Source organism: Heliorestis acidaminivorans, from assembly GCF_008933955.1.
Taxonomy (GTDB): Bacteria; Bacillota; Desulfitobacteriia; order Heliobacteriales; family Heliobacteriaceae; genus Heliorestis; species Heliorestis acidaminivorans.
Genome location: NZ_WBXO01000005.1, coordinates 150,228 through 174,922 on the forward strand (window position 1 = coordinate 150,228; position 24,695 = coordinate 174,922).

Below are 24,695 nucleotides of genomic sequence, written 5' to 3' on the forward strand. Positions count from 1 at the left end.
AGGATAAATTTTTTATTTGCACTTTACTTGTAATTGATTTATTAAGGAGGTTTTCTTGTGGGAAAAAAGAGGTACTTACTTACAGCTCTCATCTTACTTCTAGCTATGATTTTTTTAGCTGGTTGTACAGGAGGGAATCAAACAGAATCTAACAGAAATCAACAGGAGGTTCAAGAACCACTGCCGGAAGAAGCAGTCCAAGTAACACTTTACTTTGCTAATCAAGAAGCAGAATACTTGAATCGTGTAGAAAGAGAAATTGCCAAACAAGACGATATCATATTAGCTTTGTTTGAAGAGTTGAAGAACCCTGGTGAATATGGATCTGTTTTGCCAGTTGAGGCGGAGTTACTTAACTATAGTGAAGACGGCAACGTGTTGATCTTAAACTTTAATGAGGCTTTTGCTAATCTCGGTGGAAGCGCTTCTGAATTTTTGGCTATTAACGCTATCGTAAACACTTATACAGAGCTACCAGAATATGAAGCAGTATCTTTCTATGTAAATGAAGAGTTTTTAGAAACAGGTCACAATGCTTATGATCAGCCAGTACCTAGAAATGAAAATGCCATCCAATAGTTGTAGAACATAAAAAGAATAATACAAAAAACCTTAAGCCCACGACGTTATTGTCGTGGGCTTATATGATTCCTATTATTTTTTAATAGGTTCTTCCTGAACCTTGCAAGTATTGCTAACTAATTAGCACCTATATGTTTTAGAACTTTAAGGATTTAGCAGGAGTAGGCTCGGCATTCCGATCAAAAAGCTTTGTCTCAGCGAGAATTTTCTTAGCATTCTTGATTTTCTTACGGGCTACATTGTCAGTAAGATAAGTTTTAAACACGATTAGTTCCTCCTCTAGATATTAAATAGTCTGTTGAGAATTAATCTCAAATAGATTATACCCCAGAATGATAATCAATGTCAACACTTTCAACCTTTTTTCAAGGATTTTTAAGCAAAAAGTTAGCAAGTCAATGAAGTGCTAACAAGATCTGGACATAATGACGGCAATCTCCGGTAGTTATGGCTCTAAGGATACGTTAAAATCTTCTCATATGCACTATCGAAAGAGTGGAAAAGAACGTGTCAGTGAACAAGCTGGTAACGGGGTAAAGGGGTTAAGATATGTTTACTAATAAAATGAAAGTATTATTAGAAAAAAAGAAAAGTTTAATGCTCCTGTTAGCTTTACTAATTGTAGTAGGTACTTCATATACCCTTTATGCCAACTTAGCGCTAGGGAACAGTGAGGAAGGGGAATTACAGATCATTTCGGTAGAAAGAGGCACTGTAACGGAAAAAGTCTCTGTATCGGGAACTGTACAAGTACCTACTCAGTTAAACCTTGGTTTTTTGACGGGAAATAGTCAGATTACGTCAGTGCAAGTACAAGTTGGAGAAACGGTATCAGCAGGACAAGTGCTAGTAACACTCGATGATCGGATAGCCCAGACCCAAGTAGCTCATGCTCGTGGAAACTTGTTAGCTGCCGAGGCTCGATTAGCCCAAGCAAGAGAAGGTGCTAATCAACAAACTATTGCCGTGCAAGAAGCTAATGTAGAAAAAGCGCGCGTAGCTTTGATAGGAGCGCAAAAAGATTTCGAAAACCAAGAGATTCTTTTTAACGATAGGTCTCAAGCTTATCAGCATCTCGTCAATGCTGAAAATCAACTTGAGCAAGCAAGAATACAGCTTCGATCTGCTCAGGCGGGATTAGACAGTGCGCAGGCTAAGTTAGAAGCTTTGCGGCAAGGTCCATCCGAATCAGCTCTATATGCTCAAGAAGTAAGTGTAAAAGCCGCACAAAGTCAATACGATCATGCTCAAGCACAATTGCAAAATGCAATAGCTACAGAAGCTTCTCTTGATGTAATTGGAGAAGCACAACGAACTGTCTATCAAGCTCAAATGTCTTTAGCTAATGCGCAAAAACAGCTCGATGATCTGCGTCGCTCTCCCGATTCTAATCAACTAGCGCAAGGACAAGCAGCTGTAGCCCAAGCAAAAGCAGTTGTTGATCAAGCACAGGCTACAGTCCATTCTACAGAAAAAAATACGGAGATAGCGCGCATAAACTATGAAGATCGAGCTCAGGCAAAAGCTCAACTAGATCAAGTAGAAAATAGACTTCAACAGGCCCAAGCCAATTATGAAGCTACTAAGGCCCAGCTAATGCAGTTGCAATCACCACCAGAACGTTCTGCTGTTTTAGCGGCCGAAGGTTCTGTAGCTCAAGCTAGAGCTCACTTAGAACAACAATTGATTAACCTCAACAACTTAACCTTGCGTGCGCCAATTGACGGTTTAATAGTGCAAGTGAACGGCAAAGTAGGAGAATTTCCTAATGCGGGAAGACCTTTTATTGTGCTTAATGATAGTAATAGTGAAGCTCTACAAGTAGTAGCACAGGTAAGTCAAGGTGATGTAGGACGCATTCAAGGCGGTATGGATGTCCTCTTTACAAGTACAGCCTACCCTGATGAAGAATTCTACGGTAAAGTTTTAAGTGTTTCTCCAGAACCAACAATGCGTAATGGTGTTACTATGTATGATACAATCCTTTCTGTTGATGGAGAAGCCTTATTAAAACCAGGTATGACTGTTAATGCCATGATTACTGTTGCCCAAAAAGAGAATGTTTTGTTTGTCCCAGCAAGAGCCCTAGTTGAAGAAAAAGAGCAAGAAGGTGTCTATATCGTTTCCGATGATCAGACTTCTAAAGAGCCTATTTTTCAGCCTGTTACTGTTGGATTACTAAGCACTGATGTAATTGAGATTACTTCTGGGCTTACAGAAGGACAAGCTGTACTTGTTACTTTGCCGAGAAAAGAAGAACGTAAAGAGAGTAAGTCCATCTGGGATTTTTAGAGGAGAAGTAACAATGACGGAAAAACCTTTGATTTTCCTTGATCGAGTTAATAAAGTTTACTCTTCAGGAGAAGAAGAAATATTTGCACTCCGAGAGATTACAGTAGAAGTAGAAGAAGGGGAGTTTGTAGCTATCATGGGCTCTTCTGGTTCCGGTAAATCTACTATGATGAATTTACTGGGCTGTTTAGATAAGCCGACAAAAGGTGATTATTATCTTGATAAGCAGGCTGTCGCAGAAGCAACTGAAGATGAACTAGCCCTAATTCGCAATAAAAAAATTGGTTTTGTCTTTCAAAATTTCAACTTGTTGCCCAAATTATCAGCACTAGAAAATGTAGAGCTTCCTTTGCTCTATTCTGGAATGGCTACTGAGGAAAGAAGACAAAAAGCGGAAAATGCTTTAGAAGCTGTTGGGCTTAGTCATCGTAAGCAAAACAAACCAACAGAGCTTTCAGGGGGACAACAACAGCGTGTTTCTATCGCAAGAGCTCTTGTCAATGAGCCCGTTATTTTGTTAGCTGATGAGCCAACTGGTGCGCTCGATAGTAGAACAACTACAGAAATTATGGAGATATTTCAAGAGCTACACCAAGCAGGCAAAACTATCATGATGGTTACTCATGAAGCAGAAATTGCAGAGTACGCAGAGCGACTGATTTTGTTTCGAGATGGTATGATTGTAGATGATAATAAGAGGTGAGGCCCTTGAATTTTACAGAATCTCTATTACTATCTTTGCGCAGTTTGAAAGCTAACAAACTGCGCTCTTTTTTAACAACTTTAGGGATAATGATTGGCGTTGCCGCTGTCATAGCTCTCGTTGCACTAGGACAAGGCACCTCATCTCGCATTACGGCTAGCATTGAAAGCCTAGGTAGTAATTTGCTTATTGTTACTCCAGGAGCTGTTCCACCTGACCAAAGGGAGCGAGCTGAAGAGCTTAATAGACTTACCTTAGAAGACTCAGCCGCCCTGAGTCGTCTAGAATCTATTGATGCCGTAGCACCACAAGTTAGACGACAAGGTCAGGTTGTTTGGCACAATGAAAATTGGACAACAGTCGTAGAAGGCACTAGTTCTGAGTATATTGAAGTACGCAATAGCGTAGTAGATGAAGGTCGATTTTTTAATCGTTTAGAAGCAAGGCGACAACAAAATGTAGTTGTACTTGGTGCAACAGTAGCAGAAAAGTTTTTTGAGTCTAATAGCAAAGGAATTGGCCAGGTTATAGAGATTAATCAGACACCTTTTACAGTCATTGGGATTTTAGAAAAACAAGGCAATCAAGGCTATGCTAATCAAGATGACCGCGTTATTATTCCAATTACTACAGCAATGGATCGACTTTTTCAGATCCAAGAGATTAATGCTATCTACTTATCGGCACGCTCTGCCGATTTGATGGATCAAGCTCATGAAGAAGTAGAAAAAATCTTGAAGGTACAACGTAATGTTTCATCTACGGAAAACACTTATTTTCAGATTAGCTCGCAGTCACAAATTTTGAGTACTGCCGAAGAGATTGGCAAGCTGATGACAGGATTGTTGGCTGGCATTGCCGCTATCTCACTTTTTGTTGGTGGTATAGGTATTATGAACATTATGCTTGTCTCTGTGACTGAGCGAACAAGAGAAATAGGTATTCGTAAGGCCATAGGTGCAACTAGAAGTGCCATAATGCAGCAGTTTATTATTGAAGCTGTTACACTTAGTCTCATAGGCGGCTTAATGGGCATTTTCTTTGGTCTAACTCTTTCGAAAATTATTGATTACTTTACGCCTTTGTCAACTCTTATTTCTATAACTCCAATCTTATATGCTTTCTTCTTTTCTTTCCTTGTTGGTTTGATTTTTGGTGTTTATCCAGCGAGCAAAGCCTCAGCACTTGATCCTATTGAAGCCTTACGTCATCAGTAAAAAGCCTTGCTTTTGTGCTATAATGAGCTAGACGGTACAAGCACTTAGCTAGTGCTTACAAGAGTCTAATTACAAAGGAGTCAATGCTTTTATATGTTGCAATCTGAAAAGCTCTGGACCCGCAATTTTATTTTAATATGTCTAGCCAACTTGTTTATGTTTACAAGCTTTTACTTTTTGCTACCTACCTTGCCTATTTTTATTACAGAAGTATTACAGGGAAATGAAAGTCATGTTGGTTATATTATTGGAATTCTATCTCTAACAGCCGTACTTGTAAGACCTTTTGCTGGTTATCTACTAGATCAATGGAGCCGTAAAAAATTATTACTTACGGCTCTCCTTCTTTTTGCTCTTGCCACGGCGGCTTATCACTTGGTCACAGCAATAGCCGCTTTATTTATACTGCGAGCGCTACACGGTTTAACTTGGGGTGTTACAACAACTGGTACGGGAACTGTAGCGGCTGATGTGATCCCACCGAAACGACGCGGTGAAGGGCTTGGCTACTATGGTCTCTCTAATACTTTGGCTATGGCAATTGGGCCTGCTCTCGGTTTATATATTCTAGATTTTGCTGGCTTTTCTATCTTATTCTCGGCCGCTGTTGCTCTGGCTCTATTTGCCTTTGTGGCAGTTATAGCTATGACCTATGAGGAAGAACATAAAGAGAATAGGGAGCAGAAAAACATAAAAAAAATCTCCCTCGATAGCTTTTATGAACGTCGTGTCCTTGCTTTATCAGCCATCATGTTCTTTACGGCTTTTGTGTATGGTGGCATCGTTTCTTTTATCACTCTTTTTGGTAACAACATTGGAATCATCAACGCTGGTAGCTATTTTCTTGCCTACGCTCTTGCGCTCATGGTTGTGCGACCGATTGCAGGTAAGATTTTCGATCGCGAAGGACCTAATAGAATTATGGCCTTAGGCTTTATCAGCATTGTAGTTTCTTTTCTTCTACTTTACATGGCTCAGGGTATGAGTCTGTTTATCTTATCAGCTCTGTTCATGGGTTTAGGTTTTGGTATTGTACAGCCTTCTGTTGTAGCCATTGCTATTAATCGAGTAGAGCCTCACCGTCGTGGCGCTACTAATGGAACTATTTTCAGTGCCTTCGATCTAGGTATTGGTTTTGGGTCGATCACCTTGGGTATCTTTTCTGAGTTCTACGGATTGTCTGCTATGTATCTTTTATGTGCTATCATTACTATAGTGCCTCTCATCTTTTTTTACTTCGGATCTAGAAGCCAACAGGATGCATAGTTTTTTGCTTTACTTTTAGAGCCGCAAATAGAGTAGAGGCGAAAATAAAGGTTCGAAAAATAAAGGCTAACAAGAACATAGAAGGCCATAACAATGTAAGCATCCTAGACAAAAGGGTGCTTTTTTTCTTGCCTAAAAGAGCTAAAGTTCAAAAAACGTAAGTATAGTCTATAGAGGTGATCAAAGGGTGTGGAAAAAGTTTTTTCGCCAAGCTCGAAAGCGATTGAAGTCTCAGGAGATAACTTTATCACTTACCGAGCTTGCCCAATACGATGGAAAAGCAGGACGACGGGCTTATGTAGCCGTCGACAATGTTATCTATGACGTAACAGAAGAGGCAACTTGGGAAGGGGCAACCCACTTCCGTCTTTTGGCGGGAAGAGATTTAACAGAGCCTTTTGGACGCTGTCATAGTGGAAGAAGAGACATTCTAGAAGGCTTGCCTCGAGTCGGTCGTCTTAGCTGACAGGAAGGAGGGAAAAAATTGAAAGTTCCTCTATCCACTAGTTCGCCCCAGAAAAGAATGGAAAAAGGTGCAAAAGCAGTAGAAGAATTGATTGAAAAATGGAAAGTAAAAGCAAGAAGTAGTATTAAGCAGGGAGAAAAAAGAAAGAAACTTAAGCTGATATGGCTTGAATTAACAGGTTGTTCAGGCAATATTATCTCCCTTCTAAATGGTATCGATCCTGAACTAGAAGAATTATTAATGAATCATATTGATCTCTGCTATAACAACAGTTTGATGACAGCAGAAGGAGAAGCGGCGATGGCACAACTATTTGCCTCAGCTGAAGAAGAATTTATTCTTGCTGTAGAAGGTGCTGTAGCGATGCAAGATCAGCGCTACAATATTATTGGACGTTACCAGGGTAAGCCTATCTCTGCCCAAGAGGCAATTCAATATTTTGGGCAACGGGCTAGCTCCATCATTGCTGTAGGTACTTGTGCCACTTATGGGGGGATTTCTGCTAGCCGTCCCAACCCCAGTGGTTCAGTAAGTGTAGCTAAAGCTCTACAAACAATGCGTCAAGACATAGTTCAACTGCTAGGTTGTCCCTGTCACCCTGACTGGTTTATTGGTACTTTGGCGCACTTCATGCTATATGGGCAAGCACCTGTTTTAGACAGCGAGAATCGACCGATTTTGTTTTACGGGATTACTATTCATGATAATTGTGAACGACGTTCTTTTTTTGAAAATAGAATTTTTGCAGAGCGCCTAGGTGAACAGACTTGCATGATCGCTTTAGGCTGTAGAGGTCCTATTACCAAAACAGATTGTCCCACACGACAATGGAATAGCTATCTAAACTGGCCTGTAGGTGCTAATACACCTTGCATTGGTTGTGCTCATCCCACCTTTCCCGATGGAACGGCACCTTTTGTGCAGTATGCTCAGAGAGCAAGAGGGATGGAAAAAAGGGGGCAACATAATTGGCCATCCAAAAAAAAATAAGTCCGCTCACTAGAATGAGCGGCTTTTTAGAACTGGAAGTACAGATTGAAGGCCATACCATTATAGAAGCTAAAAGTAGTAGTCTTTTATTTCGTGGTTTTGAATTAATGCTTCAAGGAAGAGATCCTCTTGATGCTATCTATTTTACACAGCGCATCTGTGGCATATGCTCTACCGCTCATTCTGTAGCCTCTTCATTAGCTTTAGAAGAAGCCTTACAAGTAACTGTTACAGAGCAGGGGCGAACTCTACGAGATCTTGTTCACAGTTGTGAATTCTTACAAAACCATCTTCGGCACTTTTACCTATATACACTTCCTGATTTTATAAAATTACCGCAAAAGCAATGCTTATATGAAAATAGTAGAGATTATAGGTTTCCACCGAAAATAAATGAATTACTGGTAGCAAATTATTTTCAAGCCTTTGAGATAAGTCGCCTAGCTCATGAGATGATTGCAATCTTTGGCGGCAAAGCGCCTCACGATCACGGTATCTTCGTGGGAGGCTTGACTGTTCATCCCACTATTGATAAGATTAGCAAATTTCGCTCCCTATTAAAGAAAATAAAAAGCTTTGCACTTGAAAAAATGCTCCATGATGTTTATACATTAGCTCATTATTATGAAGATTATTTTCAGATGGGGCAAGGACCTGGCCATCTATTAAGCTTTGGACTTTTTGCTGATTATCCTGAACAGAAACCTCACTATGTAGAAGAGGCCTTTTTGCCTTATAAAGGTGAAAAGAAGCAAGTTGATAAACAAAAGATTACAGAATCTTTAACTTATGCGTGGTATGAAGGAAAAGTAGAAGTACCTATGGAAGGGAAGACTATTCCCGATTTAGAAAAAGAAAAAGCCTACAGCTGGTCCAAAGCACCTCGCTATCAAGGCTATCCCTGTGAAGTAGGACCTCTAGCGAGACTAATTATAAGCGGTCAATATCCTAATCAGATCTCCATGATGGACCGCACTATCGCGCGGGTACTTGAAGTTTTGCAAATTATCATAGTCATGGAAAAACTGTTAGACAAAGTAGAGTTAAACAGAGCACCTCAAGAAGTTTATCCAATCCCCAGTCGCAGTAAGGGTATTGGACTAACTGATACAACGAGAGGAACTCTCGGTCATTGGCTTACTATCCGAGAAGCGATGCTTTCTCACTATCAGGTTATAACACCGTCAGCTTGGAATCTTTCTCCACAAGATGAACGAGGAAAAAGAGGACCTGTTGAAGAAGCTCTTATCGGTACAAGAATAGAGAATCTTGATCACCCCGTAGAAATAGGGCGAATTGTTCGTTCTTTTGACCCCTGCATATCCTGTGCAACTCATGTTTATAGTGCCAAAGGGAGAAAAAGAATGACCATATTGTAAGGAGGGATTTTTTCTGAGCCAAAGAATCATCAAAGTAATCGGCCTGGGCAATGTACTTTGTCAGGATGATGGTCTTGGCGTCTATGCTGTTGAAAGGCTAGAAGAAGACTTACAAAGCGATGAAGAACAAGAATGGTGGAACTCAGACTTGTCACTAATCAAGGCAGAAACAGATGCTTGGTATGGACTGCAAGAATGCCTGTCCTCGTGGCAAGTTATCATTATAGATGCTTTAATAGGACCTTGTGAGCCTGGTACAATCTATCTAGTTCCGTTAAACGAGTTGGAAGAAACAGAGTGGTCTAAGTCTTTGCATGGAGTAACCTTACTTCACCTAATAGCTCGCTATCGCAAAAAAGGTAAAATGATCAAAGGTTGGCTAATTGGTATGGAACCGGAAAGAATCGACTTAGGCTTTGGCTTAAGTCCTGTAGTAGAAGATAATATGGATGTTTTGCTAGAACAAGTAAAAGATATGGTAGAGTTAATGCAAGGGACTAGTATGGATAGTTGAAGAGTTACCAACTAATAAACAGGAAAATATAGTAGTCTTTACGAATCCACATGTCATGGTCAAAAAGGTGGATGAAAAAAATGTCTGAACCAATGACAGTACGTAGCTTTTTGGATAGTATGAATCGTATCTTAGAGAAAGAATCTAAAGAGTCCTTAAAACAAATGGAAATCACCCTCAAGGCAGAGCTTTTACCAGAGCGAAATCCTGTAGGGCCTGCTTATCTATGGCTTGTTCGAGATAGTGAAGGGCGAAGTATGTTCTGGATGGTACCAGAAGCTCTAGCCAAAAAATGCAAACCTCGAATGGTTATTATAGCTAAAGGACACCCCGTACTCTGGCCCTCAACAAAACAAGGCAAACGGTTAGAATGGCTACAAGTTAAGGAAATAGAATTCCCATCAACAAAAGAACTATCAAGAATAGAAAAAGCAAGAAAACTATCCCAAAAAGGCCTAGTAGGTTGGCAAAGAGAAAGAAAATGGCCTATTGATAGCAGTCGTGGTTCTGTCAAAATAGAGTTGATCGCGAGCAAGAACAACAGCTTTTTACCACAACTGCGCCACCTATTCCACAAAGGACGCCGCTTCATTATCACTGAAAATCATATCAACATGAACGAAGCAACAGAAGTAGCAGTAGCCGTAGAAAAAGCTTCCCAAAGAGGAGGCGATTTTCTTCTGCTTTTGCAACAGGAAGACGATAATGTCCTGCTTTTTGATGAGCCTGTAATACTACAAGCCCTGAAAAAAACGACTCTCTATACATATTTAATACAGCCTCAGGATCGTCTACGGCCTTTTGCTTATGGCTGGGTTGACAAGTGGCTGGAAAGTCCCGTCAAAGCGTCACAAGAACTTATCGGTCATTGCTGGCAAGTATGGAAAGGTCCGAAAGATAAAGCTCGCCTACGCGAAGCCGTTACAGTTCAAGCAGAAAAAGACCGTACGCGGCTAGTAGGAGAAATTAGTCGTCTACGGCGAGAAAACGAAGCGCTACAAGAAACAGTAGCTACATTAGGGCCTCAAAAAGTAACAGACTTAGAAGACAAGCTAGAAGTTAAAGATAAAGAACTAAAAAAAGGAGAAGAGCGACGGCGTATCATTGATCAACAACTGCTACTAGTAGAGCAGGAACGAGACGATTTACAGCGCAAGTTAGCTTTGCTAGAAGCTGGAGGGCTTGTAAAGGAAGAGCCTGTTGATCAGGATAAAGAAATAGAAAAAATCCGAAGACAGGAAGAGTTTCGTAGAACATTACTAGAAGAAGAACGTGAGCGACTTCTAGCTGAAAACAAAAGCTTACAAAAAAAAGTAGAAGCTTCATCACCACTACTTATGGAAGATATAAAGAAAGAAAAAACGGCCCTAGCACAAGAACTAGATCGCTCCGAAGAACGTCGTGAACAGTTAGCCGAGTTTCTATTCATTCTAGAACAGGAAAACAGAGAACTGCGAGGTAGGCTAGGCTTTAGAACTGCTCTTGATGGTGAAGAAGCAGGGAGCGAAGAACTAGAGCAGGAAGAAGAACTTGTATTAGGTCAAGCTCGCTTATACGAAGAAATTTACGATATCTTAGTACAAGAAGAAATAGAGCGACTACAAAGAGAAGTAAAAAGATTGCAGGAACTACTGAACACCTACTCACCTATCGCTATGGCAACTTTGCAAGAAGAGCTTGAACAAGTAAAAGAGCGACTTATACACTCTGAAGAGCTACGGGAGAAGCAAAGAAAAAAACTAGATAACTTAGAAAAAGAAATGGGTAAAAAAGATTTATTGCAGAAGTCCTTACAAGAAGAGAGCAAAGTAAGAGAGCAGGAAAATGATACGAAAAGTGAAGAGTCCAATAGTAGCGAGAAAGAAAAAGTCGATCCAGCAGAAGGCATGGATACAATTATAGACAAAACCTTCCATCTCTTTAGACATGGTTTGCGCTGGAATCGGAAAAAAGATTAGCCATTTTTAGGCTTGTCTCATGGAACTGTTTAAGCTTACAATGTAAAGGTGCATCCTAATATAAAATGAAGCATAGACGGCTCAGATAGGAGAGGAGAGTTGAGCATGAGTTTACCTCATTCCAAAAAGATCATACTTGAAGAAAAATCCATACCAGAGGCTTGGTATAACATTCAAGCAGACTTACCAAACCCCTTAGATCCACCGTTGAATCCACAAACCTTAAAGCCTATCGCACCTGAAGATCTAGCACCTATCTTTCCTATGGAACTGATTAAGCAAGAAGTTTCCACGGAACGCTGGATTGAAATTCCAGAAGAAGTTCGTGAGCTATATAAAATGTGGCGCCCAACGCCAGTTTATCGGGCCACACAGCTAGAGAAGTTGCTTGATACACCAGCTAAAATTTATTACAAATACGAAGGTACGAGCCCTGCAGGAAGCCATAAGCTTAACACATCAATACCGCAAGCCTATTACAACAAAGAAGCAGGTATCAAAAGGCTTTCAACTGAGACAGGTGCAGGACAATGGGGCAGTGCTCTGTCCTTAGCTTGTAAATTCTTTGACATTGACTGTACTGTTTATATGGTTAAAGTTTCTTATGAACAGAAACCATACCGTAAATCATTTATGCAAATATATGAAGCTGAAGTTATTCCGTCACCTTCTAATCGCACATCAGCAGGTCGTCAGATCTTAGAAGAAAATCCTGGCTCCACAGGAAGTTTAGGTATTGCTATCTCCGAAGCTGTAGAAGATGCTGTGTCTCGTGAAGATACTAAGTACGCCTTAGGAAGTGTCTTAAACCACGTCATCTTACACCAGAGTATTATCGGTCTAGAGGCTAAAGCCCAGTTAGCTCAAGTTGATGAATACCCTGATATTGTTATTGGCTCTTGTGGTGGTGGCAGTAACTTTGCTGGCATAGCCTTCCCCTTCATGCCCGAGATGTTCCAAGGCAAAAAGACACGCTTTGTAGCAGTTGAACCTGATGCCTGTCCTACCTTAACAAAAGGTACTTTTGCCTATGACTTTGGTGATACAGCCAAACTAACACCTATTATGAAGATGTACACACTAGGTAGTGACTTCATGCCTCCTGGCATTCATGCTGGTGGCCTACGCTATCACGGTGAATCACCATTAGTTAGCCGACTCTTTTACGATGGCTTTATTGAAGCTCAATCTTATGGTCAAAAGACTATCTTCGAATCAGCGCTTACATTCGCTCGCACAGAAGGTATCGTACCAGCGCCAGAGTCGGCACATGCCATCGCTTCAGCCATTGCAGAAGCAAATAAAGCCAAAGAAGCAGGGGAAGAGAAGACAATTCTCTTCTGCCTATCAGGACACGGTCTCTTCGACCTCGGTTCATATGATGCTTACTTTGGTGGCAAACTAGAAGATATCGCTCACTCTGATGAAGCATTAAACAAAAGTTTGGAAAAGTTACCAAAAGTATAGAAAGCTACGTAAAGAAAAAAAGCCTCTTCACCCCAAAAAGGTGAAGAGGCTTTTTTATCACTTGGCAAAGAATTAACCAAAAATAAAAAAACTACTTATTAGACTCTTTCTTTTCTTCATCAACAACACGAGCTTCTACTTCTTTGGCTTTATCACCTGGTGTTTTTTCTGGTGTGACTTCTTCTTTAAACTCTTTCAAGCTCTTACCAAGAGCTCGTCCGATTTCAGGTAATCTTTTGGCACCAAAAAAGATCAACACAAGAGCAACGACGAGAAGCCATTGTGCAGGGCTCAAAAAATATCCAAAAGTAAACAAATGAATTCCTGCCTTTCTTAAGATGCTAGAAGCTAACAATAGTATAACAAAGACTTATAGGATGTCTCAACTGGCATTAATTATTTGTGAAATGAAATCTATAGTTGCTATGACTATGAGCAGGAATTTATACTATTAATAAGAGTGAGCCCAAGGATAGGAGGTAGCCCCGTGACAGCCTCTAAACTACAAGAAGAATCGCTAGATCGTCTCTTTGAAGCTATTTTGGAGCTTGAAAATATAGAAGAGTGTTATCGTTTTTTTGAAGACTTATGTACAGTAGCTGAACTTAAAGCACTGGGACAGCGGTTAGAAGTTGCCAAAATGCTAGAACAAGATTGCACCTACATTAACATTGCTGAAGAAACGGGAGCTAGTCCAGCTACTATATCGCGGGTCAAGCGGTCTCTTAATTATGGAGCAGACGGGTACAAACTGCTGTTGCAACGGTTAAGAGAAAAGAAAAAAAGTCGTTGACAGGTTTTAAAAAGTCATGATAGATTTAACACAACACTTTACCTAGATGAAGTGATGTATTAAAAGAGTAAGTGTAGAAACGGGAATTTACCCATAGAATTATTTATAGACATATTAAGTGGATTATATTGAGGAGGTATTGGCGTCATTATGGCCAAAGATCGTAGCCTGTTGCCTATTCCAGCGGGGATGAGGGATTTTCTGCCAGGAGAGGCCCAATTAAGAAGAGTTCTAGAGAATAAGTGGGCTCAGCTTTATACGTCATGGAGTTATGAAGAAGTAATGACACCAACGGTGGAGTATCTTGATGTCCTGACGATTGACACAGGAGAAGAGATGGCTGGGAGACTATTTCAGTTTTTTGACCGCAAAGGACATATTATGGTCTTGCGTCCTGAAATGACTACGCCTATCGCCAGACTTATGGCCTCTCGCTTGTACAAAGATACGTTGCCTCAAAGGCTTTTTTATGGCGCCAACGTATTTCGCTATGATGAACCTCAAGCAGGTCGTCAGCGTGAAATTTTTCAATCTGGCGTAGAGCTTATTGGAGCATCTAGTCCTTTAGCAGATGCTGAAGTTATAGCGCTAGCTGTGGAAGCCTTGCGTCAGTCAGGTCTTGAAGAATTCCAGATTTCTATTGGACAGATAGAAGTCTTTAATGGAATTATGGATGAATTGCCTCTATCGCCAGAAGACAAAAGCAAGATTCGTGATCTCGTAGCCAAAAAAGATTTTGTTAGTTTAGAAGAATTTTTACAAAACCATCATCTTAACTTAGAGCAAGCGGAGCTACTTCTGCGTCTACCTACTTTTCACGGTGGCAAAGAAGCTTTAGAAGAAGCTTCAATTTTAGCAGTAAATGAAAAAGCACGCCAAGGCTTAGAGAATCTACATCAAGTTTACTCAGCTCTTTGCCTTTATGGTGTTGAAGAATATGTAGCTTTTGATCTGGGAGTGCTACGTGGTTTTGATTACTATACGGGTATCGTTTTTGAAGGATATACAGTAGGCTTAGGCTTTCCAATCTGCGGTGGCGGCCGTTACGATCGACTTTTATCCCAAGTAGGCTATGATTGCCCTGCTACAGGCTTTGCCATTGGATTAGATCGAGTGTTGCTAGCGCTTTCTCGCAACCAACAACCAAAAACCCATACCAAACCAGATGTTCTACTTGGTGGCGACGATCTTGTTGAAATTTTTGCCAAGGCGGCACGATTACGAGCAAGAGGCTTTAGAGTAGAAGTTGACGTCTTAGGTCGACAAGAAGAAGCATTGAAAGCTTATGGTCGTGAACGAGGTATTGCAGATATAATTTACTTTGCCTTATCACCAAGGGAAGACGCTGATGACGTTAAGAAGGAGGCCTGACCATGAGAAACTTACTGACTATTGCTTTGCCAAAAGGTAAGCTATATGGTGATGCCGTCGATATACTGGCAGAAGCAGGTCTTTGTGTTGATGGCTTAAAAGAAGATAGCCGTAAAATGGTTTTTACTAATGAAAAAGCAGGTCTTAAATATATCATCTGTCGTCCCACGGACATTCCGACCTTTGTAGAATATGGTGCCGCTGACTTAGGTATTGTAGGCAAAGATACGATTGTTGAACAAGACAAAGATTTAATGGAGCTTGTTGACTTGCGCTTTGGCTACTGTCGCTTTGTTGTTGCCTTACCAGAAGTGACAGCTCATGGACGTGACATCAGTCAATTTAATCATCGCCGTGTTGCTACGAAGTTTCCTAACGTAGCAGAAAACTACTTCCGCCAGCGAGGTATGCAAGTGGAAGTAATTAAGCTTCACGGCAATATTGAATTAGCTCCTGCTGTAGGTCTTGCTGATATGATTGTAGACATTGTTTCCACAGGACGAACACTACGGGAGAATCAACTTGTAGCTATAGAAGATATCTTCAGTGCCACTGCACGTATGGTAGCTAATAGAGTATCTTATCGACTCAAGCACAGTCGCATCCAGCCTTTAATAGAAGAGGTACGCCGTAATGTCAAAGACAAGGAGGTCCGTTCTTAATGGTGAAAGTACTGCACTATCCATCTGCAGAAGCTGATGAGCTACTTCAGAAAAAAAGCAACGATGATGATCAAGTAGCCGGACAAGTAGCAGAAGTAATTGACAAAGTACGTCGTGAAGGCACAGCGGCCCTCTTTGCTTATACTAAACGCTTTGATGGTGCTGATGTAAGGGAAGATAACTTTGCTATTAGTGCAGAAGAAATCGAAAGAGCTTATGGAGAAGTAGATGCTACTGTACTAGCAGCACTACGCCGTGCTTGTGAAAACATAAGAAAGTTTCACGAAAAGCAAATGCGACCTTCCTGGATAGAACCAGAAAGTGATGGCACCATGCTTGGACAACTAATTCGTCCTCTCGATCGCGTGGGTATTTATGTACCTGGCGGTCTTGCCTCTTATCCTTCTTCAGTACTCATGAACGCTATTCCAGCACAAGTCGCCGGGGTAAAAAGCATTGTTATGGCTACACCACCAGGCAAAGATGGCTCGATTAACCCTTATACGCTTGTAGCGGCGGCAGAGTCTGGAGTAACAGAAATTTATCGCATGGGCGGTGCTCAAGCTGTTGCCGCCCTAGCTTTTGGTATAGGTATGGAGAAGGTCGACAAGATTACGGGGCCTGGAAATATTTATGTTACTTTAGCGAAGAAGCAAGTCTACGGCACTGTTGATATTGACATGCTAGCTGGTCCTTCTGAGATTCTTGTAATTGCAGATGATACAGCTTCCCCAGCTTATGTGGCAGCAGATTTTCTCTCACAAGTAGAACATGATGTGCGGGCCGCCGCCATTTTGGTGACACCTTCTCTTGAATTAGCTACAGCTGTGCAGAAGGAAATCGAAACTCAGATGGCAACCTTGTCGAGAAAAGACTTGATGGCTCAAGCACTTCGCGACAATGGTGCAATTATTATAGTCAAAGATCTAGAAGAAGCTTGTCATGTATCTAACCTCTATGCACCAGAACACTTAGAAGTTTTGACTGCTGAGCCCTTTAGTCTTCTAGGCAAACTGACCCACGCTGGTGCTATCTTTGTCGGTCCGTATTCTCCTGAACCTGTAGGTGATTACTATGCAGGTCCTAACCATGTTCTTCCGACAGGAGGGACAGCTCGTTTTTACTCACCCTTAAACGTCGATACATTTATGAAAAAGACAAGTGTTATCGCCTACTCGCGAGAGCGTTTTTATAATACTGCTGAAGATATTATGGCCTTAGCTAAAGTAGAAGGCTTAGATGCTCACGCTAATGCTATAGCGGTGCGCCTTAAGAAGTAGCTCCTATAGTAGCAGTGGTCCATAGAAAGAAGTGATAATTGCATGGAAATGAAAGGCCCTCTAAAATGGGCTCGACAAGATATAAGAGATATGGTTCCTTATCAAGCTAAGGTCTACCCTGATGGTGCTAAGTTAGATGCCAATGAAAACCCTTTTCCTTGGCCTCAATCTTTTGCCAAAAGGTTACAAGAAGATATAGCGACCTATCCTTTTACCCGCTACCCTGACTCAGAAGCCAAAGAATTGCGTCAAGCTTTATGTGACTATACAGGAAGGTCAGCTGAAGAAATCTTGGTATCTAATGGTTCTGACGAAGCTATTCAGTTAATTTTGCTCACTTTCGGAGGACCTGGACTGGCTACGGTAATTTCTCATCCTACTTTTGTCATGTATGGCATGGCTACAAGATATGTAGGTGGACAGGTAATAGATGTACCCTTAAAGGAAGAAGAGGGAACTTACCGACTTGATGTTGCTGGCCTTTTAGCGGCGGCGGCTCAAGAGGAATCAAGGGTCATTGTGATTTGTAACCCTAATAACCCTACTGGTAATTGTTTTGCCGAAGAAGATATTATCGCTGTCTTAGAAGGCACTGATAAGCTCGTTATAGTTGACGAAGCTTACTATGAATTTTCGGGAAAAAGCCTAGTCAGCCGTCTACAGGAATTTCCCAACTTGGTTATTTTACGTACCTTTTCCAAAGCCTTCGGATTGGCAGGCTTGCGCGTTGGATATACTATGGCATCGCAGGAAATCATTCGGGAGATGCACAAAGTTCGCCAACCTTTTAACGTTAACGCTTTCTCTCAAAGAGCTGCCGTAATTGCTTTAGAGGAATTAGAGGCTTTTCAAGAGCAACTTAGAGCGATTCTAGCGGAAAGGGAGCGGCTATTGCCACTTCTAAAGCCTTTTCCTTGGCAAGTCTATCCTACTGATGCTAACTATGTCTTCTTGCGTCCCTTTGCAGAGACAGAAGAAGAACAGGTTAAGTTGAGTCAGACCATTCATCAAGCTTTATTAGACCGTGCTCTTTTGGTGCGTAAGCTAGGCGGTGCACCTAGTCTTAATGGAACTTTGCGCATTACAATTGGTGAACCGTCAGAAAATGATAAACTACTTCAAGCTTTAGAGGAAATATATGATCCGCTTCAAAAGAGGTGGGCTCTATGAAAATAGAACAAAGAATAGCAAAGTACAGCAGAAAAACGGCTGAAACAGACATCGCTATGGAAATCAACCTAGACGGATCAGGTCGCTTTACAGGATCCTCTGGTATTGGCTTTCTCGATCATATGCTTACGCTTTTAGCACGCCATGGTCAGCTCGATATCAATCTAACTTGTCAAGGCGATTTAGAAGTGGACAACCATCACACTGTAGAAGATCTAGGCATCTGTCTTGGCAATCTTATCTTAAAAGCTTTAGGCGAGAAAAAAGGTATCACTCGCTACGGTCACGCTTATGTACCTATGGACGAAACACTAGTGCGAATTTGTCTTGACTTAAGCGGTCGACCTTACTTAGTCTATAAAGTAACCATACCTGTAGAGCGAGTAGGTACTCTGGAAACAGAACTAGTGGAAGAATTTTTCCGCGGTCTCGTTAATCATGGTGCTATGAACTTGCATATTCACCTGCTAGAAGGTGGCAATGGCCATCACATCATCGAGGCTATCTTCAAAGGTTTAGGACGAGCCTTAAAGCAAGCTGTGGCTCTTGATCCGAGAAGCCTTGATAAGATACCTTCTACGAAGGAAGTGCTGTAAGCTTAATATGCTTATTAGTGTCAAGTAATTAGGGGCACTTTTCTTCAGCTAGACCAAGCCGGACCGGGTGAAAAAAGGAGGCGAGTACGAACAATGATTGCGATTATTGATTACGGTATGGGTAATCTGCGGAGTGTGCAGAAAGGTTTAGAAAAAGTAGGTTACAATGGCTTTATAACTAGTGATCCGGAGCAAGTTGTTTCTGCTAAAGCTGTTATATTACCTGGTGTAGGTGCTTTTGCTGATGCCATGGAGAATTTGCGAGAGAGTAAGTTAATTCCTGCTATTGATCAGGTAATAGAACAAGGAAAGCCTTTCATGGGCATTTGCTTAGGTTATCAGTTGATGTTTGAAGAGAGTGAAGAGGGAGGCCTTCATAAGGGGTTGTCCATTTTTCCAGGGCGGGTTCGTCGTTTGCCTCCTGGGTTGAAGGTACCTCATATGGGTTGGAATCAGCTGACGATTCGTCAAGCAAGTCCTTTGTTAGAAGGTGTACCTTCTCAGTCGGAGTTTTACTTTGTTCACTCTTATTATGTTGATCCAGCTGATCCTTCTTTGATTATTGCAACGGCTGATTATGGCTTTGATTTTTGTGCCATTGCAGGACGAGATCATATATTTGGTGCACAGTTTCACCCTGAAAAGTCTAGTGACCTGGGTCTAAAGATTTTACAGAACTTTGGAAGGCAGGTAGAACAATGATAATTTTTCCAGCTATTGATTTAAAAGAAGGTCGCTGTGTCCGTCTTTACCAAGGACGTATGACGGAAGCAACTGTTTATAACGATGATCCGGTGTCTCAAGCTATGGCTTGGCAAGCGCAGGGAGCGCAGATGATTCATCTTGTCGATCTTGATGGTGCTTTTGAAGGCGTCCCCCAGAATATGACGGCTATTAAGGCGATTTTAGATAACCTTACTGTGGCTGTTCAAATTGGTGGGGGCATTCGTGATATGGCCACTATTGATAAGTACTTAAACCTTGGTGTTTCTCGAATTATTTTGGGTACGGCGGCTCTTAAGAACCCCGATCTTTTTGCGACAGCCTGTGAAAAATACGGCTCCCGTATCGTTTTGGGCTTAGACGCTCGTGACGGTTGGGTTGCCACAGATGGTTGGGCTGGTACGTCAGAAGTGACAGCTTTAGAACTAGCTGTAGAAATGAAAAAACTAGGTGCTACTCGTGTTATATATACAGACATTTCCAAAGATGGCACTATGGAAGGTCCAAACTTGAAAGCTACAGCCGATCTGGCTAGAAAAACAGGCTTAAAGTTCATCGCCTCTGGTGGCTTCGCCACTATTGATGATGTAAAAGAAGCGGCGGCTCTTCATTCTGACGGCATAGAAGGTGCAATTCTTGGTAAATCCATTTACACAGGTTCGATAAACTTACCTGAGGCGATTAAAGTTGCCCGTTCAGCTATCGCCGGGGGGAAAGAGGTATGCTAACGAAGCGAATCATTCCCTGCTTGGATGTTCATGCAGGGCGTGTCGTCAAAGGAACCAACTTTGTCAATCTTCGTGATGCTGGTGATCCTGTAGAGTTAGCGGCTCTTTATGATCGAGAAGGCGCTGATGAATTAGTTTTTCTAGATATTACTGCTTCTTCTGATGGTCGCGCTATTATGCTAGATGTGGTTCGTCGCACTGCAGAAGAAGTTTTTATCCCTTTTACTGTCGGCGGTGGTCTTCGTACAGTAGAAGATATTCGAGAAATGCTCAAAGCTGGCGCTGATAAGGTTTCATTAAACACATCGGCTGTACAGACACCAGAGTTAATCGAAGAAAGTGCGAAGAAATTTGGCACTCAATGTATAGTAGTAGCTATTGATGCTCGGAGACGCCGTAACGAAGCAGGAGAGACTACAGAAGGTTGGGAAGTCTACATCCATGGAGGACGAACACCAACTGGCTTAGATGTTCTCGAATGGGCTCAAAAAGTAGAAAGCTTAGGTGCAGGAGAAATTCTACTGACTAGTATGGATTGTGACGGCACCAAAGATGGCTACGATATTGCCCTATGTCGCACCATCAGTGAAGCTCTTACTATTCCTGTCATAGCTTCAGGTGGTGTAGGTAATTTGGAACATATCTATGAAGGACTAACAGAAGGAAAAGCTGATGCGGCGCTGGCCGCTTCAATTTTCCATTACAAGGAATATACGATTCGAGAATCAAAGGCCTTCTTAGAAGAGAGAGGAGTGCCTGTACGACGATGGCACCGCTAAAGATAGCCAAAGAGAAGCTAGAAAAAGTAAAATACGACCCTCAGGGACTCGTTACAGCTATTATTCAAGACTACCAGGATGGACGAGTTTTGATGGTAGCTTATATGAATCAAGAATCTCTAGAAAAAACTATCGAGACAGGACAAACTTACTTTTATAGTCGTAGTCGTCAATCTTTGTGGCATAAAGGTGAAACTTCCGGCCATATTCAAATTGTAAAATCAATGGAAATCGATTGCGATGGCGATGCTCTACTTTTTCAAGTAGAACAAGTGGGAGTTGCCTGTCACGAAGGAATACGCTCTTGCTTCCGACCTGTAGACTCCTCTCAGCCTATGAGCACAGAAGTAACGGAGCAAGCGACTCAAGATCAAAAGGCTGAGCTTGGAGAAGTCCTAGCAGGTCTCAGTCAAGTTATTGCTCAACGTAAAGAAGAGATGCCTGAAGGTTCTTATACAACCTACCTTTTTACTAAAGGTCAAGATAAGATACTCAAAAAAATTGGCGAAGAAGCGGCTGAAGTGATTATTGCTTCGAAAAACAACGAAGCAGAAGAACTAATCTATGAAAGTTGCGATCTTCTTTATCACCTCTTAGTGCTATTGCGTCATCAAAATATTGAGCTTTCCGACCTAGCGCAGGAATTAAATAAAAGAAGATGAAAATAAAGACTATGGAAGATTCAGTGAACTTACACTGAGTCTTTTTTTATTTGCCTTTTGATTCATAGCTTTCTTTCTTCTCTTCCATACTAAAGAATAAAGAAGCTAGGAAGGAGATAGTAAGGTGAGTAGAGCTATTGTCGCAAATAGAGAAGATGCAATAAAAAGCTTACGTTCGATTATCAAGCAACTAGAAAATGGGGCTTTTCGTGTTGGCGATGCCAAAGTAGAAATTCCAGAAGAATTTTTATTATCCGTAAAGTTTCGCCGTGGTGAACATCAAGGACTAGAGATTCGCTTAGCTTGGGATATTATCGAAGAAGAAGAAATTATTGAAGAAGACAAACATGATCGAATCTGGCATAACGTACTCCACTAAAAGCGAAAAAAACAAGATTATGACGACCGATTTCACCTATACATGATAAGGAAAATATAGTAACATCTTGTTTATCAGGATATGAAATGGGGTATTTCACATGACTTGGAAGAGTAAAGAAGAAGTACAACTGTCCATCGACGCTATCAAGCTTATGGCAGAACAGCATGAGGAACTACCACAATATGTTGTGGACATATTTCACAGCAAGATTGAGTCTTCAGAAGAAGCTATGGTTTTAGAGTTTTATAAGAGCCTAGAAGAAGATTTAGCAGATATGCTTCGCTTTTTTGCCCCTCAGGGAGAGCAAGAAGCAAGCTCCAGTTAATTCTAATAACTTAGGGTCAGTTCATTATAAAGTTATATTCTCCATAAAGGTTAAAAGAATAAAGATACGAAAGAAGGTAGTTGAAAAAGAATCAACTGCCTTTTTTGTCTTTTCATACTACTTAGATAGGTCTTGCCATAAAGGGAGAGAATAAGTTGTACTCCAATTCTGGCAATGCTAGAATAAGAAAAAAAGAAAGGGCGTTCCTTCTTGAATGATAGAAATACTCCTCTACTTTGGGGAGACAAACGGTATCATGCTTTTAACTACCACTTAAGAGAACTTTTCGGAGAAAAAGTAATGAAAATTTCTCTTAACGCTGGGTTATCTTGTCCCAATCGTGATGGGACAATCAGTAGTGGTGGTTGTGTGTTTTGCTGTCCTCAGGGTTCGGGAGCTTGTGCTGGTGATCCGGAGCAAGCAATTACTCAACAGTTTAGGGCTATACGAGAAAGGATTCAAAAAAAATGGCCTCGAGGTAAATATTTAGCCTATTTTCAAGCTTACACAAATACGTATGCTGATCCCGCCTATCTAAAAAGTATTTATGAAGAAGCTTTAGCACAAGAAGATGTTGTGGGGCTTTCCATCTCAACAAGACCAGACTGTTTACCAGAAGAGATTCTCGATCTACTTGCTGAACTTAATAAAAAAACATATCTCTGGGTAGAAATGGGCTTGCAAAGCATTCATGATAAAACGCTAGAACGTATCAATAGAGGTCACGATAGTACTGCTTTTTACGAGGCTTTACAACGACTGCGCTCTCGTGGAATAAGAACTTGTGCCCATATAATTCTCGGCTTACCTGGTGAAAGTGAAGCAGAGATGTTACAGACAGGACAAGCCGTAGCAGATATGGATATTCAAGGACTTAAGTTTCACGTTCTTCATTTGATGAAAGGTACAGCCTTAGTTGAAGACTATGAAGCAGGAAGATTTTCTTTTTTAGAACGGGAAAGATACATTAACATGGTTGCTGATATATTGGAAATATTACCACCTTCTGTCGTTATACAACGTTTAACAGGCGATGCACCTCGTCATCTTTTGCTAGGCCCTTCTTGGGTATCTAATAAGTGGCAAGTCCTGCAAGGAATTGATGATTTATTACGAGAGCGTCACAGCTGGCAAGGAAAAAATCAACATTTCTAACAAAGTAAAAATACAATATAAAAAAAGGAAATTAAGACTTTAATATAGAATCATTGGAAGCAATGACCAAAAAGTAATTACTCTTTCAATAAAGAAAGACAGTCTCAGAAGAATATTTACAATTTCATGATGATATTAGAATATATTACAAGAAATAGAGAAAAGAGGACGAAGCGAAATAAGGGTGTGAGTTAATGAACAAGGAAGGTCAAGAAAAATCACGATTGCGATGCCATGACTCTGAAAACTTATCAACAAAAGAAGCGCCACTAATGTCTAAGTGGGCCGCCTTTATTGAAAAAACAGAATCCAAAATAGCAGGTCTAGATAATCCATGGAAGCATTGGCAAACAGTGCTTGCTTATCTGCCTGGCGGGATGGTTTTAGTAGATGCTAATCTACAAGTTGTAGAAGTAAATGATGACTTCTGTCAAAGCTTTTGCAATCTGAAAGCTGAAGAAATTCGAGGCCGCTTGCTTATGGAATTTCATCAGGGAGAAGAGCGAAAACGTCTTGAGAATATAATTAACTCTATTTCATCGGGAACAGTGCGTGGTCCTGAATATTTTCGTAAGAAAATAGGCGAACATATCTACTGGTGTAGTATACGTCCAGTTTTTCAAGACAATAGCTTTACTGGTTTAGTTATGAACTCTATGGATGTAACAGAGTTGGAAATGGAGCGGCAAAAAGCAGAGATATTGGCATCTACAGATTGTTTGACGGGATTATTAAATCGACGGGCCTTTATGGATCGTTTTTTTATAGAACTACAGAGGTCTATGCGTAATAAAGAGCCATTAAGCGTAATCATTACTGACATCGATGCCTTCAAGGCTATTAATGATCATTATGGACACCAAGTTGGCGATGTAGTTTTACAAGCTTTTGCCACAGCGCTAAAAAATTCTTGCCGACCTTACGATCATGTAGGTCGTTATGGAGGAGAAGAGTTTATAGTTTGCTTACCTGCTACGGATAAGTCAGAAGCTGTTAAAGTTACGGAAAGGTTGCGCAATAGCATTAATGAATTGGTAGTTGTTTTACCGAATACATCACCACCAGAAACGCTTACTATTCATGCTAGTTTTGGTATAGCTGTAGCTGAAACTGAAGAAGACAGGGAGATAGATCGACTTATTAAGCAAGCTGATCAAGCTATGTACTGTGCCAAAAAAGCAGGTGGCAACGGTGTTGTCTTAGGATCAGAAAAGCTCGAGCGACTTTAAGTGCTC

At 41.1% G+C, this 24,695-nt stretch carries 27 protein-coding genes; 25 read left to right on the top strand and 2 right to left on the bottom strand.

Annotated features, from left to right (window positions below; genetic code table 11):
* The first annotated feature begins 57 nt into the window (after positions 1-57).
* Positions 58-579 carry a GerMN domain-containing protein gene (locus F9B85_RS08300; RefSeq protein WP_243138115.1) on the top strand — a complete coding sequence of 174 codons (522 nt, stop codon included), beginning with the start codon at positions 58-60 and terminating at the stop codon, positions 577-579.
* Between the two features lie 139 nt (positions 580-718).
* On the opposite strand, the gene F9B85_RS14915 is transcribed toward F9B85_RS08300, so the two are convergent.
* Entirely contained in the window at positions 719-847 is a 129-nt protein-coding gene (locus F9B85_RS14915) for a hypothetical protein (RefSeq protein ID WP_279237748.1), read from the bottom strand.
* A 284-nt stretch (positions 848-1,131) separates the two neighbouring features.
* On the opposite strand from F9B85_RS14915, the gene F9B85_RS08305 reads away from it, so the two are divergent.
* The 10 genes from F9B85_RS08305 (at position 1,132) to F9B85_RS08350 (ending at position 12,834) form a co-directional block, all read left to right on the top strand.
* Entirely contained in the window at positions 1,132-2,874 is a 1,743-nt protein-coding gene (locus F9B85_RS08305; protein WP_151619922.1) for an efflux RND transporter periplasmic adaptor subunit, read from the top strand.
* A gap of 13 nt (positions 2,875-2,887) precedes the next feature.
* A complete protein-coding gene (locus F9B85_RS08310) occupies positions 2,888-3,577 on the top strand; it encodes an ABC transporter ATP-binding protein (RefSeq protein ID WP_151619923.1) in 690 nt (229 codons plus the stop codon).
* Positions 3,574-4,794 carry an ABC transporter permease gene (locus F9B85_RS08315; RefSeq protein ID WP_243138116.1) on the top strand — a complete coding sequence of 407 codons (1,221 nt, stop codon included), beginning with the start codon at positions 3,574-3,576 and terminating at the stop codon, positions 4,792-4,794. The genes F9B85_RS08310 and F9B85_RS08315 overlap by 4 nt, the downstream gene beginning before the upstream one ends.
* A 93-nt stretch (positions 4,795-4,887) precedes the next feature.
* The gene (locus F9B85_RS08320) at positions 4,888-6,060 is read left to right on the top strand and encodes an MFS transporter (RefSeq protein ID WP_151619925.1); all 1,173 of its coding nucleotides are present in this window, start codon (positions 4,888-4,890) and stop codon (positions 6,058-6,060) included.
* Between the two features lie 187 nt (positions 6,061-6,247).
* Complete coding sequence (locus tag F9B85_RS08325; protein WP_170270336.1) at positions 6,248-6,526, top strand: cytochrome b5 domain-containing protein; 279 nt, start codon at positions 6,248-6,250, stop codon at positions 6,524-6,526.
* A gap of 18 nt (positions 6,527-6,544) precedes the next feature.
* The gene (locus F9B85_RS08330) at positions 6,545-7,516 is read left to right on the top strand and encodes a hydrogenase small subunit (RefSeq protein ID WP_243138117.1); all 972 of its coding nucleotides are present in this window, start codon (positions 6,545-6,547) and stop codon (positions 7,514-7,516) included.
* Positions 7,495-8,895: a nickel-dependent hydrogenase large subunit gene (locus F9B85_RS08335; RefSeq protein ID WP_151619927.1), complete on the top strand. Its 1,401-nt coding sequence runs from the start codon at positions 7,495-7,497 to the stop codon at positions 8,893-8,895. Before F9B85_RS08330 ends, F9B85_RS08335 begins: the two co-directional genes overlap by 22 nt.
* A 43-nt stretch (positions 8,896-8,938) precedes the next feature.
* Entirely contained in the window at positions 8,939-9,409 is a 471-nt protein-coding gene (locus F9B85_RS08340) for a hydrogenase maturation protease (RefSeq protein WP_243138125.1), read from the top strand.
* Positions 9,410-9,489: 80 nt separating this feature from the next.
* A complete protein-coding gene (locus F9B85_RS08345; protein ID WP_151619929.1) occupies positions 9,490-11,367 on the top strand; it encodes a coiled-coil domain-containing protein in 1,878 nt (625 codons plus the stop codon).
* A 105-nt stretch (positions 11,368-11,472) separates the two neighbouring features.
* Complete coding sequence (locus F9B85_RS08350) at positions 11,473-12,834, top strand: TrpB-like pyridoxal phosphate-dependent enzyme (RefSeq protein ID WP_151619930.1); 1,362 nt, start codon at positions 11,473-11,475, stop codon at positions 12,832-12,834.
* 91 nt (positions 12,835-12,925) lie between these two features.
* Here the strand turns inward: F9B85_RS08350 and tatA are convergent, their stop codons facing one another.
* Entirely contained in the window at positions 12,926-13,150 is a 225-nt protein-coding gene (tatA, locus tag F9B85_RS08355) for a twin-arginine translocase TatA/TatE family subunit (RefSeq protein ID WP_243138118.1), read from the bottom strand.
* 171 nt (positions 13,151-13,321) lie between these two features.
* Between tatA and F9B85_RS08360 the strand changes: the two genes are divergently transcribed.
* The 14 genes from F9B85_RS08360 to F9B85_RS08425 all read left to right on the top strand — a co-directional run bounded on the left by F9B85_RS08360 (position 13,322) and on the right by F9B85_RS08425 (position 24,689).
* Positions 13,322-13,627: a YerC/YecD family TrpR-related protein gene (locus F9B85_RS08360; RefSeq protein WP_151619932.1), complete on the top strand. Its 306-nt coding sequence runs from the start codon at positions 13,322-13,324 to the stop codon at positions 13,625-13,627.
* 150 nt (positions 13,628-13,777) lie between these two features.
* Entirely contained in the window at positions 13,778-14,998 is a 1,221-nt protein-coding gene (gene hisZ, locus F9B85_RS08365; protein WP_151619933.1) for an ATP phosphoribosyltransferase regulatory subunit, read from the top strand.
* A 2-nt stretch (positions 14,999-15,000) separates the two neighbouring features.
* Complete coding sequence (hisG, locus tag F9B85_RS08370; RefSeq protein ID WP_151619934.1) at positions 15,001-15,660, top strand: ATP phosphoribosyltransferase; 660 nt, start codon at positions 15,001-15,003, stop codon at positions 15,658-15,660.
* Positions 15,660-16,940, top strand: a complete 1,281-nt coding sequence (gene hisD / locus F9B85_RS08375; RefSeq protein WP_151619935.1) for a histidinol dehydrogenase — start codon at positions 15,660-15,662, stop codon at positions 16,938-16,940. The genes hisG and hisD overlap by 1 nt, the downstream gene beginning before the upstream one ends.
* Before the next feature lie 42 nt (positions 16,941-16,982).
* A complete protein-coding gene (gene hisC, locus F9B85_RS08380) occupies positions 16,983-18,110 on the top strand; it encodes a histidinol-phosphate transaminase (RefSeq protein ID WP_151619936.1) in 1,128 nt (375 codons plus the stop codon).
* Positions 18,111-18,112: 2 nt separating this feature from the next.
* Positions 18,113-18,706 carry an imidazoleglycerol-phosphate dehydratase HisB gene (hisB, locus tag F9B85_RS08385; protein WP_479723890.1) on the top strand — a complete coding sequence of 198 codons (594 nt, stop codon included), beginning with the start codon at positions 18,113-18,115 and terminating at the stop codon, positions 18,704-18,706.
* Between the two features lie 93 nt (positions 18,707-18,799).
* Entirely contained in the window at positions 18,800-19,408 is a 609-nt protein-coding gene (gene hisH, locus F9B85_RS08390) for an imidazole glycerol phosphate synthase subunit HisH (RefSeq protein WP_151619938.1), read from the top strand.
* Positions 19,405-20,157, top strand: a complete 753-nt coding sequence (hisA, locus tag F9B85_RS08395; protein WP_151619939.1) for a 1-(5-phosphoribosyl)-5-[(5-phosphoribosylamino)methylideneamino]imidazole-4-carboxamide isomerase — start codon at positions 19,405-19,407, stop codon at positions 20,155-20,157. Before hisH ends, hisA begins: the two co-directional genes overlap by 4 nt.
* Positions 20,151-20,936 (top strand): imidazole glycerol phosphate synthase subunit HisF, encoded by a 786-nt coding sequence (gene hisF / locus F9B85_RS08400; RefSeq protein WP_151619940.1) that lies wholly within the window; start codon positions 20,151-20,153, stop codon positions 20,934-20,936. The genes hisA and hisF overlap by 7 nt, the downstream gene beginning before the upstream one ends.
* Positions 20,924-21,598, top strand: coding sequence for a bifunctional phosphoribosyl-AMP cyclohydrolase/phosphoribosyl-ATP diphosphatase HisIE (gene hisIE / locus F9B85_RS08405; protein WP_151619941.1), 675 nt, complete (start codon positions 20,924-20,926; stop codon positions 21,596-21,598). The genes hisF and hisIE overlap by 13 nt, the downstream gene beginning before the upstream one ends.
* Positions 21,599-21,722: 124 nt before the next feature.
* Positions 21,723-21,977, top strand: coding sequence for a hypothetical protein (locus F9B85_RS08410; RefSeq protein ID WP_151619942.1), 255 nt, complete (start codon positions 21,723-21,725; stop codon positions 21,975-21,977).
* Between the two features lie 100 nt (positions 21,978-22,077).
* A complete protein-coding gene (locus F9B85_RS08415; RefSeq protein ID WP_151619943.1) occupies positions 22,078-22,305 on the top strand; it encodes a hypothetical protein in 228 nt (75 codons plus the stop codon).
* Between the two features lie 210 nt (positions 22,306-22,515).
* Positions 22,516-23,460, top strand: a complete 945-nt coding sequence (gene mnmL / locus F9B85_RS08420) for a tRNA modification radical SAM protein MnmL/YtqA (protein ID WP_151619944.1) — start codon at positions 22,516-22,518, stop codon at positions 23,458-23,460.
* Between the two features lie 194 nt (positions 23,461-23,654).
* Positions 23,655-24,689, top strand: a complete 1,035-nt coding sequence (locus F9B85_RS08425) for a sensor domain-containing diguanylate cyclase (RefSeq protein ID WP_151619945.1) — start codon at positions 23,655-23,657, stop codon at positions 24,687-24,689.
* Positions 24,690-24,695 lie beyond the last annotated feature (6 nt).